Source organism: Pseudomonas duriflava, assembly GCF_007830155.1.
Classification (GTDB): Bacteria; Pseudomonadota; Gammaproteobacteria; order Pseudomonadales; family Pseudomonadaceae; genus Chryseomonas; species Chryseomonas duriflava.
Map to the genome: position 1 here is coordinate 82096 of NZ_VLKY01000005.1, position 17292 is coordinate 99387.

Consider the following 17292-nt stretch of genomic DNA (forward strand, 5'->3'; position numbering starts at 1 on the left):
TCGCCATCACGCGCTACAAGACATGCTGGCCCATACCCATACGCTGCAAACCAAGGCGATAGATGAGCAGGAGCGCACCCAGGCCGCTCAAAGCGGGCTGGACGAGGTATGCATCGAGGTACTGCCGGTCTGGGCTCAACAGATCGAGGCGGCACGCAGCCACACGGAAGAAGCCATTATTCAGCTGACTGGACGTTTCGCCGAATTGGCCAGCCATATTCATGCAACGGTCGAAGGTTCACAGGATGGCAGCGGACAGGACTTAATCAACCTGTTGTCTACTAGCCAGAAAGAACTCAACGCTATTGTGGCCGCCCTGCGTGAAGCGCTTTCAAGCAAGGAAGTGCTGCAGCAGGAAATCACGCAACTACACAACTTTACCGGCCAACTACAGGCTATGGCCAAGGATGTAGCGGACGTTGCCAAACAGACCAACCTGCTCGCACTCAACGCTGCCATCGAGGCGGCACGCGCGGGCGAGGCTGGCCGTGGTTTTGCCGTAGTTGCCGACGAAGTACGCAAACTGTCCACCTTGTCCGGCGATACCGGAAACAAGATTGGCGAGACGGTAGCGACCGTCAACGCCGCCATTCTCCGTACCCTTGAAGCCTCGGAAGAATATGCCCGCCGTGACGCCCAGACGCTGGAGACCTCCGGCCAGGTCATCGAGCAGGTTATTACCCAGTTCAATGCCAGCGCCACGCACCTGCTGCAGCAAAGCGACAACCTGCGTCAGCAGAGCGAGACCGTAGGTGCCGAGATCGGCGATGTACTGGTCGCGCTGCAATTCCAGGATCGGGTCAGCCAGATGCTGTGCCATGTGCGCGACGACCTGAGCAAGCTGGAACAGCACCTGATTACTCGACGTGCAAAGGCCGCCCAGGGCGAATATTTGCCTCCAATCGATACCCGTGCCTGGCTCGATGAACTGGCCAAGACCTATACCATGGTCGAGCAGCTTGCCGTGCATCAGGGCAAGGCACCGGCAGCTGCCGCGTCGGCTGAAATCACTTTCTTCTAAGCATCAACCTTTTCGAGGCCATCATGAGCAAGAAAACCATCCTTATCGTCGACGACTCCCTTTCCATTCGGCAGGTCGTCGGCATGGCGCTAAAAGGCGCCGGCTATGACGTGATCGAGGGCTGCGACGGCAAAGATGCGCTGACCAAGCTCGACGGCCGCAAGATTCACCTGATCATCAGTGACGTGAACATGCCCAACATGGATGGTATCGCGTTTGTGACGGCTGCTAAAAAGCTACCGGCCTACAAGTTTACGCCGGTCATCATGCTCACCACGGAATCAGGCGCCGACAAGAAAGCTGCCGGCCAAGCGGCAGGTGCAAAGGCTTGGGTCGTCAAGCCCTTCCAACCTGCCCAAATGCTGGCCGCCGTATCCAAACTGATTCTGCCGTAACCCGCGCAGACGAGTACGTCATCATGTCCGAAGCCGTTGCCCAATCGTGTCATCGTGTGGCCCTGGACGGCCCGCTAACCATTTATACCGCTGCCGACAGCAAGCCCAAGCTGCTTGAGCCGCTCCAGGCTGGCCAGGAGGTCGAGTTCGACCTCGCCGGGGTAGATGAATTCGACTCCGCCGGCCTGCAATTGCTCATCCTGGCGAAGCGTGAAGCTGCCCGCCTGGACTGCCGCCTGAGCTTGTGTAACCACAGCCCGGCCGTAGTCGAGCTGCTTGAGCTGAGCGGCCTAGCCAGCTTTTTCGGCGACCCGCTTCTTATCCAGCCGCACAGCGCCTGAAGGTCACGCCATGAACATTGATGACGTACTGAAGATTTTTATTGCCGAAAGCCAGGAACTCCTCCAGCAAATGGAGGATGCCCTGCTGCAGATCGAGCAGAACCCGCAGGACCCGGACCTGATCAACGCGATCTTTCGGGCGGCACACACCATCAAAGGCTCTGCCGGCCTGTTTGGCTTGGACACTATTGTCAGCTTTACCCATGTAGCGGAAAGCGTACTGGATCGTATCCGTAGTGGTGAACTGGCTTTCGATGATGTCTTGGCGGCCCTGTTTCTCAAGGTCTGCGATCATCTGAATGGATTGGTCTCGCACATCGCGGCGGGTCTTTCGCTGGATGATCTGGATACGGCAGCCCAGGAGCAAGGCATGTCGCTGGTTGCCAGCCTCAGCCAGTATTTCGCTTTTCCGCTGATTGCCCCATCGACTGCTGACGAGACCGATGCAGTGGTAGCTCGCGAGCCGGGCGAAGCGCCTAGTGAGCACTGGCATCTGTCCTTGCGTTTCGGCCCGGACGTACTGCGCAACGGCATGGATCCCCTAGCCTTCCTGCGCTACCTCAATACCTTTGGCCGTATCGTCCATATCGTTACCCTGACCGAACACGTACCGGCCGCTGCCGACATGGACCCGGAGACCAATTATCTTGGTTTCGAGCTGGCGTTCGAGACCACTGCAAGCAAGGAAACTATCGAAGGCGCATTCGAGTTTGTCCGCGAGGACAGCCTGATTCGTATCCTGCCGCCTGATAGCAAGACCGTTGATTACATCCAGCTGATCAATGAACTTCCCGAGGAAGACCTGCGCCTGGGTGAAATGCTGGTGCGCTGCGGCACACTGACTCAAGCCGAACTGGATGATGCGTTACGCAAGCAAGCCGAGCCGGAATCACCGTCCGAACCCATTGGCCAGATCCTGATCAATGAGCAGGCCGTACAGCCTCCCGTGATCAATGCCGCCCTGCAAAAGCAAAAGCAGGTCAAGGAAAGCCGCAGCGCCGAAGGCAACCTGATTCGCGTTGATGCAAACAAGCTCGACCAGCTGATCAACCTCATCGGCGAGCTGATTATTGCAGGCGCCGGTACACAACTGATCGCCCAGCAGAGCGGCATGGCTGAACTGGTGGAATCTACCGGCGTGCTGTCGCGGCTGGTCGAGGAAGTTCGTGACTCCGCTCTAACACTGCGTATGGTGCAGATCGGCACCACCTTCAACCGCTTCCAGCGTGTGGTGCGCGATGTCTCCAAGGAGATTGGCAAAGACATCGTTCTGGAAATCACCGGCGGCGAAACCGAACTGGATAAGACCGTCGTCGAGAAAATTGGCGATCCGCTAACGCACCTCGTACGCAACTCCATGGACCATGGCATCGAGCCGGCGGCGGTGCGTCTGGAGCGCGGCAAGCCCGTCCAGGGCACGGTGCGTCTGAATGCCTATCACGAATCCAGCAGCATTGTGATTGAAGTGTCGGACGACGGCGGTGGCCTGAACAGGGACCGCATCCTGCGCAAGGCCATCGAACGCGGCCTGGTCAATGACGGGCAGAACCTGACCGACAAAGAAATCTTCAATCTGATCTTCGAGCCGGGTTTCTCCACGGCAGATCAGGTCAGCAGCCTGTCTGGCCGTGGCGTCGGCATGGACGTGGTGAAAAAGAACATCACGGCCTTGCGCGGCAGTGTTGAGCTGGACAGCGTGGAAGGCGTCGGTACGACCACCCGCATTCGTCTGCCCCTGACCCTAGCGATTATCGACGGCTTCCTGATCGGCGTTGGCAAGGCCAGCTATGTTGTACCGTTGGACATGGTTGAGGAATGTATCGAACTGACTTCGGACCAGTCATCTGCCGCCCGCCAGAGCCGTAGCGATTATCTTGATCTACGAGGCGACGCCCTGCCCTTCGTACGTCTGCGCGAGCTGTTCGCTATTGATGACGAGCCCCCACGGCGGGAGAACGTAGTGGTCGTGAACTATGCCGGTAACCGCGCCGGATTGGTCGTGGATCAACTGATGGGCGAGTTCCAGACAGTGATCAAGCCCCTTGGCAAGATTTTCGACAACAACCGCGCGCTAGGTGGATTCACCATCCTGGGCAGCGGCTCTGTGGCATTGATCCTAAGTGTGCCAGGCATGATTAGCGCCATCGCACAACGACAGCCTGCGCTCAGCAGTGCTGCCATACCCACCCTTTCCTGATTGAGACGATCATCATGAACGAAACAAGAAAAATGGTGCTACTGGTCGTGTCGGCACTGCTGGGTATCCTGGTTTTGGCAGGTGCTGCGCAGTACCAGATCAGTCGTGTGTTCGAAGCGGCTAACTTTGGTAACGTCAACTCCGTTCCCAGCCTGCTCGCCATCGCCGCTATCAACGATCCGACCAACAAGTCGGTCAGAGCCACGTTTCTCCACCTACAAAGCAACGACCCCGTTGAGAAAGGTCAGTTGGCTCAAGAAGTAAGCGACTTGCAAAACAGCATCAAGGACGCACTAAAACAATACGAGAAGCTTCTCAATAACGACGAGGACCGTCGTTTGCTTGAGCAGGACTATGAGGCGATTACGGCACTGGAAACGTTGCAAAACAAGCTTCTTCTATTGTCCCAACAGGGGCATATGGATGAAGCGCGAGAGATGCTGATGGCCAACCGGCCTGTATTCATCAAACTTTCCGACGCCCTGAACAACCACCGCTTGTTCAACCAGCGCCTCGGTGAGCAAAGCGCCCATGAAGCCGAAGTCATCAAGACCAACGCAACCATCATGTCCATCGTTATCGCCTTGGTCACGCTGGTCGCGATCAGCCTGATCGGCTTCTTCATCATTCGCAATCTGCAACAGGTTGTGGCTGTAGCCAATCGCGTTGCGCTAGGCGATCTGCCTGAGGACATCGTGGTCAAGGCAAACGACACAACCAGTCTGATGGCAGCCATGAAACGCATGGTCGGCACGTTGCGCAGTTTGCTCGACGAAATGAATCACATGTCGAAAGAGCACGACAAGGGTGACATCGAAGTCTTCATTCCAGCCGAAAAATTCGAGGGCAGTTACCGCACCATGGCCCAAGGCGTGAATACCATGGTTGGTAGCCACCTTGACGTTCAGCAGAAAGCCATGGCCTGTGTGAAAGCGTTTGGCGAAGGCAATCTTGATGCCCCCCTGGAGCGTTTCCCTGGCAAGAAGGTGTTCATCAACGACAATATCGAACAGGTCCGCGCCAACATCATGCAACTGATCGAAGACATGCAGCACATGTCGCACGCGCATGACAAAGGCGATATCGATGTTTTCATAGAAGCTAAACGCTTCAACGGTTCTTACCGGGCCCTTGCTGAAGGGATCAATACCATGGTCGATGGACACCTTGAGGTTCAGCGCAAGGCCATGGCGTGTGTAAAAGCGTTTGGTGAAGGCGACTTGTCCTCCCCACTTGAGCGCTTCCCCGGCAAAAAAGCAGTGATCAATGACAACATTGAACAAGTGCGCACCAATATCCAGCGCCTGGTAAGTGATGCCAACACATTGAGCAGTGCGGCCATGGTTGGTCAGCTGGCCACACGTGCCGATGCCAGCCAGCATAAGGGTGATTTCCGCCGTATCGTCGAAGGTATCAACGGGACGCTTGATGCGATTGTAAGCCCCGTTAACGAGGCCATGAGCGTTATGTCTGGTCTCGCCCAAGGTGACCTGAGCCGCACGGTACAAGGCAACTACCAGGGTCAGCTGCTTGAGCTTAAAGAGTCTATTAATAGCACTGTCAACAGGCTAAACCAGGTTATCAAAGATGTTCGTGATTCAGCCGATGCCTTGGCCAGCGCTTCGGAAGAGATCTCCGCTACCGCCCAGTGCATGAGTCAGGCCTCTACCGAGCAGGCAGCCTCGGTTGAAGAAACCAGTGCCTCCATGGAGCAGATGTCTGCGTCCATTACCCAAAATACCGAGAACGCCAAGGTGACCGATGGCATGGCAAGCAAGGCCGCCAAGGAAGCCGCCGAAGGTGGTAAAGCGGTAAAGGACACCGTAGCTGCGATGAAAACCATTGCCGACAAGATCGGCATCGTGGATGACATCGCCTACCAGACCAACCTGCTGGCACTGAACGCGGCCATCGAAGCGGCACGGGCCGGTGAGCATGGCAAGGGCTTTGCCGTGGTGGCTGCCGAAGTACGCAAGCTGGCCGAACGTAGCCAGATTGCTGCCCAAGAGATTGGCAACGTCGCTAAAGGCAGCGTAGATCTGGCCGAACGTGCGGGTACGCTGCTGGACGAGATCGTTCCGTCCATTGGCAGAACATCCGATCTGGTGCAGGAAATCGCAGCGGCTTCGGAAGAGCAGAGTTCAGGTGTCAGCCAGATCAACTCAGCCATGGGCCAACTCAGCCAGATTACGCAACAAAATGCTTCAGCCTCTGAAGAATTGGCGGCAACGGCCGAAGAAATGAGTAGCCAAGCTGAGCAGTTGCAGCGCTTGATGAGCTTTTTCAATAACAGCAGCCATTCAGCAGTAACTGATCTTCAGCGTGCCCTGGATCATGCTCGTCCGCTTACCGAGCAGGTACGCGTCAAGCCCCAAGCCTACCCGCACGCTGCAACAGCGTCGGGCGTGCTACCAGACGGCTTCGTTCGCTTCCAGAACTGACGATCGTAACGGGAGCCTGTTTTCAACCAGGCTCCCTACTAACCCTAGACTTTTTTGACTCAGGTTTGCCAAAGGGCTTACCTGTGAGGCTGATCATGACTGTTACCAAGAAAATGCTGCTTCTGGTGCTCTCTGCCTTGCTCGGTGTAGCACTGCTTGCAGGAACCGCTCAGTACCAAATCAATCGTGTATTCGAAGCAGCCAACTATGGCAACGACAATACTGTGCCTAGTCTCTTGGCTATCAATGCGGTTAACCAAAGCGTCGATAGCGCCATCAAGAATATTTACCTTCACATCCTGAGCACCGAGTCAGCTCAAATGGCTCAGGTTGAACAGACACTTAAGTCTATTCACGAAGACCTTGAGCAAGGCTTGAAGCGCTACGAAACGCTTCTTTCAAACGACCAGGACCGCGTACTGCTTGCCAATGATCGTGAAGCACTCAAAGGCTTGAGTGAGTTGGAAAACAAGGTATTGCTTTTGTCCCGCCAAAATCTTACGGAAGAAGCCAAGGCAGCGATGCTGGCGAGTCTTCATATTCTTGAAAACGTAAGTCAGGTACTTAGCGCCCACATCACGTTCAATGAAGAACTAGGTCAGGAAGGCGAGAAGACAGCAGCAGCCATGAAAGGGGCTGCCACGCTTATCTCCATTCTGATTGCACTGGCCACCCTAACCGCCATAGGACTTATTGGTTTCTTTGTCACCCGTAACCTGCTCCGCCAACTAGGCGGGGAGCCCGCCCAGGTCGTGATTATGGCCAATCGCGTGGCCGCCGGCGACCTGCCGGATGACATCGTGCTCAAGGCGGGTGACACCACCAGCTTGATGGCCGCCATGAACCGCATGGTAGAAACGCTACGTGGCCTGCTCACCGAAATGAATCGTATGTCCACTGAGCACGACAAGGGCGAAACCGATACTTTCATTCCGGCTGAACGGTTTGAAGGTAATTACCGCTCCATGGCTCAAGGCGTCAACGACATGGTCAAAGGCCATATTGGCGACCAGCGCAGCGCCATGGCCTGCGTGAAAGGTTTTGGTGAAGGTAACCTGGACGCCCCGCTAGCTCGCCTGCCGGGCAAAAAAGCGTTCATTAATGACAATATCGAGCAGGTACGTGCCAACATCAAGGCACTTATTAGCGATACCCAGCAGCTCAGCCAGGCAGCCATGGCCGGTCAACTTAATAGCCGTGCCGACGCTACTCAGCATCAAGGTGACTTCCGCCGTATTGTCGAGGGTATCAATGGCACCCTGGATGCCATCGTGGCCCCAGTGAGCGAAGCCATAGATGTTATGGGCGCCATCTCCAAAGGCGACCTGAGTCGCACAATCGAGGGTGATTACCATGGTCAGTTGCAGGAACTCAAAAACTCCGTCAACAGCACCGTAAACAAACTGTCCCAGATCATTGCTGATGTCCGCGATTCGGCTGATGCGCTGGCCAGTGCCTCGGAAGAAATTTCGGCTACCGCTCAGAGCATGAGCCAGGCCTCCTCCGAACAGGCAGCTTCGGTTGAAGAAACCAGCTCTTCCATGGAACAGATGTCTTCCTCAATCGCACAGAACACCGAAAATGCCAAGGTGACCGACGGCATGGCCAGCAAGGCTGCCAAGGAAGCTGTTGAAGGCGGTCAGGCTGTGCGCGAAACCACTACGGCCATGCAAAGCATTGCCGACAAGATTGGTATCGTGGACGACATTGCCTACCAGACCAATCTGCTGGCGCTGAACGCAGCCATCGAAGCAGCACGGGCCGGTGAGCATGGTAAGGGCTTTGCCGTTGTGGCTGCCGAGGTACGAAAGCTGGCCGAGCGCAGCCAGGTTGCCGCCCAGGAAATTGGCAACGTAGCCAAGGGCAGCGTTGCCTTGGCTGAGCGCGCAGGCACGTTGCTAGACCAGATCGTTCCTTCTATTACCAAAACGTCTGACCTGGTTCAGGAAATCGCTGCTGCATCGGAAGAGCAGAGTTCAGGCGTGGGCCAGATCAACTCGGCCATGGGGCAGCTCAACCAGATTACGCAACAAAATGCTTCAGCCTCTGAAGAATTGGCGGCAACGGCCGAAGAAATGAGTAGCCAGGCCGAAAAGCTGCAGCAACTGATGAGTTTCTTCTCAGCCAGCCGTGCAAGCGCCGACCTGCAACGTGCCATTGATCAAGTCGTGCCGGGCTTTAACAAACAAAGCCACAGCAAAGAGCGGGTCGCGGCGTCACGTCCACTGCGTACAGGTTCGTCGCCGGCAGGATTTGTCCGGTTCGAGGAATAAGCCATGAACACTGAACTAACCACTGCCTTGAACGCAGGCGAAGCCGAGCGCCAGCACCTGACCTTTGTTGTCAAAGGCGAAATCTTTGCCGTAGATACCCTTTGCGTGCGGGAGATCATCGAGTACGGCCACCTCACGGTGGTCCCGCTGATGCCCTCCTTCATCTGTGGCGTGATCAACCTGCGTGGTGCGGTTGTGCCCGTGATTGACCTGGAAGCACGCTTTGGAGGTACCGGCACGGTTGTTACGCCGCGTACCTGCATCGTCATTCTCGAAGTTACGGATGATGATCAATCCCAGGTCCTGGGCATCGTAGTGGACGCGGTCAGCGAAGTGCTTGAAATACCCTTGGAGGATGTCCGTCCTTCTCCGGCGTTTGGCAGCCGGATCCGCACGGACTTCATCCAGGGCATCACCAAAATCAACGACGCGTTCGTAGTCCTGCTGAACGTCAGCCAAGTGCTGTCGATCAGCGAGATCGCCGGGCTCGTCAATGTTCCAGAAACCGCTATGGCCTTCGGTAGCGCGCGCACAGCGCTCCCGCAGCGCTCGTTGTAATCTTTCGGAGTCATAGCCATGTTTAAAGACATGCGTGTTACGGCCAAACTTGCCTTAGGTTTTGGCGCCGTCGTCGCCCTGCTCGTCATCGTGATCCTTGTCGGCATAGTCAACATGGGGTCTATGAAAAAATCAGCGGACACCATGTCCCTGGATCGTTTCCCAAAGACGGAAATGAGTAATGACCTTATTCAAAACACATTGAGTAACGGTCGCTTGCTGCGCAATATTTTGCTTAATGACGATGTGAGCAAGCGCTCTGAATACATTGATCGGGTCAATGAATACCGCAGCTCGAATTCTGAAATCATCAGCCAGCTCGAAAAAAGCGTTCACTCCGAAGAAGGTATCAAGCTTGTCAAAGCCGCCATGGCTGCTCGCGACGCACTTCAGAGTAAATATGCGCAATTCTTTAAACTGGCCGAGTCAGATAGAGATCAAGCCGTACATTACTTACTGGATGAGTTCACTCCAACCAATAATGCCTTTGTTGACACCCTTACAGCGCTCAATCAGTACATGAGCGATGAAATGGATGAGGCAGGCGTCCAGGCCACTCAATCGTTTGAGTCCGCTCGCCTGCTCATGATCTCTATTGGGATCGCAGCCGTTGTAATCGCCACGATCCTGGGCTTCATCATTGCCCGCAGCCTGATCAAGCAGTTGGGTGGCGAGCCGTCCTATGCGGCCGCGGTGGTCAGCCGTATTGCCGCAGGTGATCTTAGCGTTAACGTAGAGACCAAGGCCGGTGATACCACCAGCATGTTGGCCGCTATCAAGGGCATGACCGACAAGTTGGCCCATATCATCAGTGAGGTACGCGGCTCAGCCGATGCCCTGTCCAGCGCGTCCGAGCAGGTCTCTGCGACGGCACAAAGCATGAGTCAGGCTTCGTCCGAGCAGGCGGCATCGGTTGAAGAAACCAGCGCCTCCATGGAGCAGATGTCTGCGTCCATCGCGCAGAATACCGAAAATGCCAAAGTCACCGATGGCATGGCCAGCAAGGCTGCCAAGGAAGCTGCCGAAGGTGGCAAAGCCGTGAAGGATACGGTGTCGGCAATGAAGACTATTGCTGACAAGATTGGCATCGTGGATGACATCGCCTACCAGACCAACCTGCTGGCGCTGAACGCGGCCATCGAAGCGGCACGCGCCGGTGAGCATGGCAAGGGCTTTGCCGTCGTGGCTGCCGAAGTACGTAAGCTGGCCGAGCGCAGCCAGGTTGCCGCCCAGGAAATCGGTGAAGTGGCCAAAACCAGCGTGGCTCTTGCCGAGCGTGCCGGCGGTCTGCTCGACGAAATCGTGCCCTCCATTGGCAAGACCTCGGACCTGGTTCAGGAAATCGCGGCAGCCTCGGAAGAGCAAACGTCAGGGGTTGGCCAGATCAACACCGCCATGAGCCAGTTGAGCCAGATCACCCAGCAGAATGCTTCCGCCTCGGAAGAGCTGGCCGCCACATCAGAAGAAATGAGCGGCCAGGCCGAACAGCTGCAACAGCTCATGGAATTCTTCACGCTCAGCAATAGCGTTGGCGCTACTCACTCAGAGGCTCCACGTAGTCAGCCACCGGCTGCCGCACCGGCTCGCAAATCCGCTCCTAAGCGTGATTTCAACCCGGCCTCGGGGCAACTGGCCGGTGTGCCAGCCGGCTTCGTTCGCTTCAAGGACTAATCGCCATGAGTGTTCATAGTGCTAACCGAGTCACCGTGGCGGCCCAACCGCCACGGCAATACCTGACCTTCTCGTTGAACAACGAGATGTTTGCAGTAAGCACAACCTGCGTGCGGGAAATCATCGAATATGGGCCGGTTACGACCATGCCCATGATGCCTCGCAGTATCCGCGGCGTGATCAACTTGCGCGGGGCTGCTGTGCCAGTGCTTGACTTGGGCGTACGCTTCTCTGGCGTACCCACCGAAGCCAGTCGCCGCAGCTGCATTGTAATGCTGGAGCTGAGTGTTGAAGGCCGCCAGCAGGTTTTCGGCATTATCGTGGATGCCGTTAACGAAGTTCTGGAGATCGCTCAGGAGGCTATCGAGCCTACGCCCCGCTTCGGCACGCACATCCGCACCGATTTCATCCTCGGAATGGCCAAGCGGGATAACGGTTTCGTGATTCTGCTGAACATCGATCAGGTCCTCAATGCTGAGGATGTTCGTTACTTAGCGACCCAAGCCTGATCCCGGACGGTAACCATGGACAACCTCGCCCTTTCCGATAGCGAGTTCAAGAAGTTTCGCGGCCTCATCTACGAGGTCGCGGGCATCAGTATGTCCGAAGCGAAGAAACCCTTGGTCAGCGGACGGCTGGCCAAGCGGGTTCGCCAACAGGGCCTGCCGAGCTATAGCGCCTATTTCGACGTGTTGATGCGTGACCGGGCCGAGTTTCAGGCGGCTGTGGATCTGCTCACAACCAACGAGACCTATTTTTTCCGCGAGCCCAAGCACTTCGAGTTCCTGCAAACGGTCGCCCTGCCAGAATTACGTGACCGCGCTTCGCTCCGAATCTGGAGTGGCGCCTGCTCGACGGGCGAAGAGCCGTATACGCTGGCGCTCGTTCTTGCCGACACATTGGGCATGCGCCCCTGGGAAATACTGGCGTCAGATATCAGCACCCGGGTGCTGGAAAAGGCCCGCCGCGGCCAGTACCCCCTGGACGACGCCGAAGGCATTCCAAAGGCGATGCTGCATAAATATTGCTTCAAGGGAATCAGCCAGAATACCGGGACATTTCTGGTAGGCCCGGACCTGGCATCGCGTATCACGTTTCGGCAGATCAACCTCAACACCACTCTTCCGGATGTTGGCCAGTTCGACGTAATTTTTCTGCGCAACGTAATGATTTATTTCGATAACGACACCAAGCGTCAGGTCATGCAGCGCCTGGTCAGCCATCTACGGCCAGGCGGCTATTTCATGATCAGTCACTCGGAGAGCCTCAACGGCGTTACCGATGCGCTGAAAATGGTCAAGCCCTCCATTTACCAGAAGCCTTATGCGTGAGCCGGGGACGGTTAAAGAGGTTTACCTGAGACCAGGCGAGCTGCATTTTGGCGGCGCCGACACGCGTATCCATACGCTGCTCGGCTCCTGCGTGGCCCTGGTGTTCTGGCATCCTCATCGCCTGTTGGGTGGTATGTGCCATTTCCTGCTGCCTACCCGTAGCAAGGCGCCGCTTACCCGCAGCCAACTTGATGGACATTATGGCGACGAGGCGCTGGCCCTGTTGCTTCAATCCATCCAGAACGTCGGTGCTCACCCCTCGGAGTTCACCTTGCGCATTTTTGGCGGGGGCAACATGTTTCCCGGGATCGCCCGAAACGAGAAAGATCACATTGGTCTGCAGAACGTCAAGGCAGCTAAACGCCTGCTTCAAGCCCACGGACTTGTCTGCAGTGCCAGCCATGTAGAAGGCCTCGGCCATCGTCGACTTTTCTTTTCCATTTGGGATGGGCAGGTCAGGCTCGAACAATCACCGCCTGCGTTGCCTGTGTTAAGGCCAAGAGAGCGTACATGAACACCATTAAAGTTCTGATCGTCGACGACTCCGCCGTGGTACGGCAAGTCCTGTCTACCACGCTGGCCGCCGATCCGGCCATTGAAGTCCTTGGCGTCGCGGCCGATCCGCTTTTCGCCATGGAAAAAATGAACAAGCAGTGGCCGGATGTCATTGTTCTGGATGTTGAAATGCCTCGCATGGACGGCATTACCTTTCTCAAGAAACTCATGTCCGAGCGCCCTACTCCCGTGGTGATCTGCTCGACCCTGACTGAAAAAGGTGCTGCCACGACCATGCAGGCACTTTCGGCAGGGGCGGTCAGCTTTGTTACCAAACCCCAGGTGGGACTAAAGCAGTTCCTGGTTGAAAGCAGTCAGGAGTTGATTTCAGCTGTTAAGGCCGCCGCTCGTTCCCGACCCCGCCGTATCGCCTCGGCACCGGCAGCCAGCGTACAACCCAAGTTCAACGCGGATGTCATTCTGCCGCCTGGCCAGGCCATGGCGCGTACCACTGATACCGTGGTCAGCATTGGCACCTCTACCGGTGGCACCCAGGCACTTGAGCATGTTCTTACCGCCCTACCTCGCGTCTGCCCCGGTATCGTCATCGTCCAGCACATGCCCGAGCGTTTTACCGCCGCCTTCGCGGAGCGTTTGAATAACCTCTGCCAGATCGAGGTGCGCGAAGCCCAGCACGGCGACCGGGTGATTCCAGGACGCGCCCTGATCGCGCCGGGTGGCCGTCACATGTTGCTCAAACGTAACGGCGCCCAGTATCAGGTCGAGATTGTCGAAGGCCCTCCGGTGAGCCGACATTGCCCTTCAGTGGACGTGTTGTTCCGCTCCACTGCCCGCTGTGCCGGCAAGAATGCCCTGGGCATTATCATGACCGGCATGGGCGATGATGGTGCCCGCGGGCTTAAGGAAATGCGCGACGCCGGTGCCCGGACCTTGGGCCAGGACGAACAGAGCTGCATTGTCTACGGTATGCCCAAGGAAGCCTTTAAGCTCGGTGCCGTTGAGCGCGAATTGCCGCTGGATCAGATTCCTGCGGCAATTCTGGGCCTGAACCGATAGAAATCGGCCAGCGGTTAACGCCAGCAGTCGGCTGCCGCCCCAGTGCCGGTAGCCCCCTTGGCGCCTTGAGCGCTCAACGTCAGGTTACCGCATTCGGTGTCCTTGGCTTGCGTACCGGCTGCCGTGGCGGTCAGTAGATAAGGGCCGTAACTGGAGTAATCGCTGCTGGTATCGGTATTAACTGTGATAGACAGAGTGTAATAACCGTTGTCGCTACTGACCGTGCCATTGCTCGTATTACGCATGGCCAAGTCTGCCGCCGTGCTGGTGTACGCATAGTTCTGTGCGTAATACCGCTCCAACCGCGCTGCCGCCTCGGTGAGCAGCGCCTGCCCCTCGCTACGGTGCGCCCGGATAACGTAACGGCCATAACTGGGAATCGCCACTGCCGCCAGGATAGCGATGATCACGACCGTGATCATCACCTCGATGAGTGTAAAACCTTGGGTTCGCTTGTGCATTCGTTCAGTCAGCCTGGTTGGAGATAACGCGCCAGGTCTGGCGACGATTGGATGTACCGTCAAGAATCACGCTTGAGTTGAGATCGCTACTGCTATCTGCGCTCGTCCCGCTGAGCGAGATAGTGCCATCGCTGTAGACGAAAGGTGTCACTCCACTCAAAAGCCCTGACAGGGCCACCCGCGAATAGGAGGTTGACGTACCCAGTAGCAACGAATCGGTTCCTCCCCCTTTATAAGGGTCCAGCGCATAAAGATAAGTTTCTGCTCCAGACTCGCAGGGATCATCGTTGGGTGTTAACGAACTCATGATTAGCGTGTCACTTAGCAGGAAAGGCTTGCTAATGACCATCTCTCCAGTTAACGGGAAGTTAATATACCAACCGTACTGACCGCTCTTGTTTGTCGAGGGGTCATACCAGCTCACCGTATTGTTGGAGACTGTATTAGCCGTCGTACTAAGGCTGGTGCCCGTCGTACTCGTATAGGTAATCGTCTCATCGCCACCAATTGTTTGCTGCTGCAGATTGGCATAGGTCAGCGAAGGCGTACTGGTTGCACTGCTGCCATCGGTCTGCCGGTCCCAAACCCCATAAATGGTCATGGCCTTGGTTGTATCCGCTGCCGCATCGCCACTTTCCAGGTACTTGCCGGTCCCGAAGATCACGATGTAACCGGTCCCTGTAGGATGCTTGACCAGATAAGGGCTGGCGGTAATGGGCTGAACAAGCGTGGTCGCCCCGCTTTGACTGCTGGCCTTGGCGGTATAGAGCGGATTAGTTGAAAAGGCTACTTTCAGATTGCCTGCGGTGGTGGTGCTCGTCAGGCTGTCGCCGATCAGGTCGAAGCGCCACAGGTTGCCATGCAGGTCGCCCGCATAAACGTAGTCGGCAATCAGATCACCGTTGATATCAGCAACATAAGGCGAGGACAGTCCGTTGGCTGTCGTACTGCTGTCGCTGACTTCAAGGGCGTTACCAATCCGACTACCATCCGCCACGCTCATGAGATACAGCACAGCCTTGTCGTTGGTACTATTGTAGCCATTAGCCAGCACAACACCCCACTCGCCAGTGTGTAAGCGGGTAATCACTGGCTTAGAGTAGGTAAAGCCTAACTCACTATACTGGCTATCGCTGGCGCTCTTTTCCCATAACAGCTTGATGTTGTCCGGATCAGTAATATCGAGCGCGAACACGGCGCGACCGCCGCCACGAAGGGTTCCAATCAGAACCGTATGCCAGGCCCCGTCGAAATACACATCACCGGTAACCGGCGTACCGTCTACGTAATACTGGTGTGTACTGGTGTAATTAGGATCGCTGAGCTTGTAGAGGTTATCGAGTACTGCAGTGGGAATGAAGGCAAAGACCTCTTCACCGTCATCATTGAAGGCATGCAGCATACCGTCATTGGCGCCCACATAAATGCGGGTATCCCGATTAGCCCATGTGGTCTTGAAATCGCTGTAGCTAGTGCTGCTCGAACTGACCGTAGCGTTCATAAGTGCTGTCGAACTGCTGGGCGCCGCTACGCGAGCGGGGGTCGAATCAATGATATCGCCCAGAACATGCCCACGAACCCGGAACGAAGGCGTTGTAGACGAGCTTTCATAGGTTCGGTCACCGCGCAAGTAGTCGACACGCTTGGAGCCGTAGGAATCGGTAGTGCCGCTTAAAGTCTTGTTCAAGGCACTTTGTTGCGTGGAGGTGAGGTTACTCCAGGCAAACGAGGCCAAGCCATCAGTGGCTGCACTACTAGCAATATAAATCTTGCGAGAGGTGTAATCCTTCTCATCCAGTAAGCTCTGCGCACTCCACTGCTCTGTACTGCTGGACGTGCTGCGCAAGTACTTTGTTACGTCGCCGCTCCAGTCCGAGCTGGAAAAGGTCGGCACGTAGGTATAAGTCGAGGTGTAGTCACTTTCCAACAGCGGAGAGGACGTCTGGCTGGCGCTTGCGCTAGTCGTTTGCGTTATGCGGTTAACAATCTCCTCCATGGAACTGACAAGCTCATCAGCACTTTCGGCACTAAAGAACTCGCCACGTGAGTTGATAGCGGCATGCCATAGATCATAAACATTGTTGTAACTGGCTGACTTCGCTTCTGGCCAATTTAATGTTCCAGCTGCAATAGACTCATAGCCACCTGCAAAGGTATTTCCATCCCATGCGGGATTGGTCAACGCACTACTTAAACCAATACCAACATAAAAGCCGGTCAGATGCTGCCATGTAGCAGGATCGTTTTTAGGATTCCAATAAGCGCTTAGAGAGTTACTACCATAGGTAACGCTACCGTTAACAGCCGTATAAGAAGGCACATTATTATCAAGGCCAGACTGTGCATCCGTTGCCCAATATTTAAAAGCCAAATCAGCCAGTGTGCTTGAGTATGAATCCTTGTAAGGCGCTTTAGGGCTGTAATTAGTTTTATCTGGGAGGGTCATTGTAGCGCCGTCATAATTACCGGAGCTGTACGCTGAGTTCCATATCCCATCCGTTACCATCAAGCTATAACTAGCCCGGCAAGAATACTGAGGCGATTGAGTTGTGCCTGGCGAAAAAGCATAAGGTCCGTTTAGGCCAGTCGTTTGGAGCAATTCCCCTACACGGTTAAGTGACTGTAAAAGCGGGGTGCTTTGGTTGTAATAAATGTCCCCAAGCCAATTGAAAAACGCTACGCGGTGTGCACCAGAGAATGCTCTCAACCGATTGTCATAGGCACTTGTACTGCTATTGCTGATACCCCGGCAGTTAGCGCTGCTGGCACTGAGAATACAGCTACTACTATCCCCAAGCGCTTGCCAACCCAAGCGAACCGTATCCGAAATATCAATTAGCGAGAGGTTAGTGGCCGTTTGTGCAGCTAGTGCACGGCTACGGTAAAAAGAATACCAGTTTGCAAAGTTCTGGCGCTCGTCGCTACCGTTAGGGCCCGACGTACTAGACACGATCACAAGCCTGTAACAATCATCGTTTGTTGTTGCTGCGCTGGTACAGGCACTTAGTGTTTTGTCATAAACGTAATAGTA

Annotated in this window: 12 protein-coding genes and 4 pseudogenes; 14 read left to right on the plus strand and 2 right to left on the minus strand. The window is 55.7% G+C overall.

Annotated features, from left to right (window positions below):
* Window positions 1–22: 22 nt before the first annotated feature.
* The 14 genes and pseudogenes from IQ22_RS08550 to IQ22_RS08605 all read left to right on the plus strand — a co-directional run bounded on the left by IQ22_RS08550 (window position 23) and on the right by IQ22_RS08605 (window position 13800).
* Window positions 23–1021, plus strand: a complete 999-nt coding sequence (locus tag IQ22_RS08550; protein WP_425298851.1) for a methyl-accepting chemotaxis protein — start codon at window positions 23–25, stop codon at window positions 1019–1021.
* Between the two features lie 23 nt (window positions 1022–1044).
* Entirely contained in the window at window positions 1045–1416 is a 372-nt protein-coding gene (locus tag IQ22_RS08555; protein WP_145140745.1) for a response regulator, read from the plus strand.
* Between the two features lie 23 nt (window positions 1417–1439).
* Entirely contained in the window at window positions 1440–1757 is a 318-nt protein-coding gene (locus tag IQ22_RS08560; protein ID WP_145140746.1) for an STAS domain-containing protein, read from the plus strand.
* 10 nt (window positions 1758–1767) lie between these two features.
* Window positions 1768–3954 carry a chemotaxis protein CheA gene (locus tag IQ22_RS08565; protein ID WP_145140747.1) on the plus strand — a complete coding sequence of 729 codons (2187 nt, stop codon included), beginning with the start codon at window positions 1768–1770 and terminating at the stop codon, window positions 3952–3954.
* A 32-nt stretch (window positions 3955–3986) separates the two neighbouring features.
* Window positions 3987–5195: pseudogene (locus tag IQ22_RS23545) on the plus strand (MCP four helix bundle domain-containing protein); the annotation flags it as partial.
* A gap of 99 nt (window positions 5196–5294) precedes the next feature.
* A pseudogene (locus tag IQ22_RS23550) lies at window positions 5295–6240 on the plus strand (methyl-accepting chemotaxis protein); the annotation flags it as partial.
* A gap of 250 nt (window positions 6241–6490) precedes the next feature.
* Window positions 6491–7471: pseudogene (locus tag IQ22_RS24075) on the plus strand (MCP four helix bundle domain-containing protein); the annotation flags it as partial.
* 189 nt (window positions 7472–7660) lie between these two features.
* A pseudogene (locus IQ22_RS24080) lies at window positions 7661–8668 on the plus strand (methyl-accepting chemotaxis protein); the annotation flags it as partial.
* 3 nt (window positions 8669–8671) lie between these two features.
* Entirely contained in the window at window positions 8672–9226 is a 555-nt protein-coding gene (locus tag IQ22_RS08580; protein WP_145140750.1) for a chemotaxis protein CheW, read from the plus strand.
* Window positions 9227–9244: 18 nt separating this feature from the next.
* Window positions 9245–10897 (plus strand): methyl-accepting chemotaxis protein, encoded by a 1653-nt coding sequence (locus IQ22_RS08585; RefSeq protein WP_145140751.1) that lies wholly within the window; start codon window positions 9245–9247, stop codon window positions 10895–10897.
* A gap of 5 nt (window positions 10898–10902) precedes the next feature.
* On the plus strand, window positions 10903–11406 hold the full coding sequence (locus IQ22_RS08590) for a chemotaxis protein CheW (protein ID WP_145140752.1): 504 nt from the start codon (window positions 10903–10905) through the stop codon (window positions 11404–11406).
* 15 nt (window positions 11407–11421) lie between these two features.
* The gene (locus IQ22_RS08595) at window positions 11422–12228 is read left to right on the plus strand and encodes a CheR family methyltransferase (RefSeq protein WP_145140753.1); all 807 of its coding nucleotides are present in this window, start codon (window positions 11422–11424) and stop codon (window positions 12226–12228) included.
* Window positions 12221–12742: a chemotaxis protein CheD gene (locus IQ22_RS08600; RefSeq protein WP_145140754.1), complete on the plus strand. Its 522-nt coding sequence runs from the start codon at window positions 12221–12223 to the stop codon at window positions 12740–12742. The genes IQ22_RS08595 and IQ22_RS08600 overlap by 8 nt, the downstream gene beginning before the upstream one ends.
* Window positions 12739–13800 (plus strand): protein-glutamate methylesterase/protein-glutamine glutaminase, encoded by a 1062-nt coding sequence (locus tag IQ22_RS08605; protein WP_145140755.1) that lies wholly within the window; start codon window positions 12739–12741, stop codon window positions 13798–13800. Before IQ22_RS08600 ends, IQ22_RS08605 begins: the two co-directional genes overlap by 4 nt.
* A 14-nt stretch (window positions 13801–13814) precedes the next feature.
* Here the strand turns inward: IQ22_RS08605 and IQ22_RS08610 are convergent, their stop codons facing one another.
* Both IQ22_RS08610 and IQ22_RS08615 read right to left on the minus strand, forming a co-directional pair.
* Complete coding sequence (locus tag IQ22_RS08610) at window positions 13815–14261, minus strand: type IV pilin protein (protein ID WP_145140756.1); 447 nt, start codon at window positions 14259–14261, stop codon at window positions 13815–13817.
* 4 nt (window positions 14262–14265) lie between these two features.
* A complete protein-coding gene (locus IQ22_RS08615; protein ID WP_244309037.1) occupies window positions 14266–17211 on the minus strand; it encodes a pilus assembly protein in 2946 nt (981 codons plus the stop codon).
* Window positions 17212–17292 lie beyond the last annotated feature (81 nt).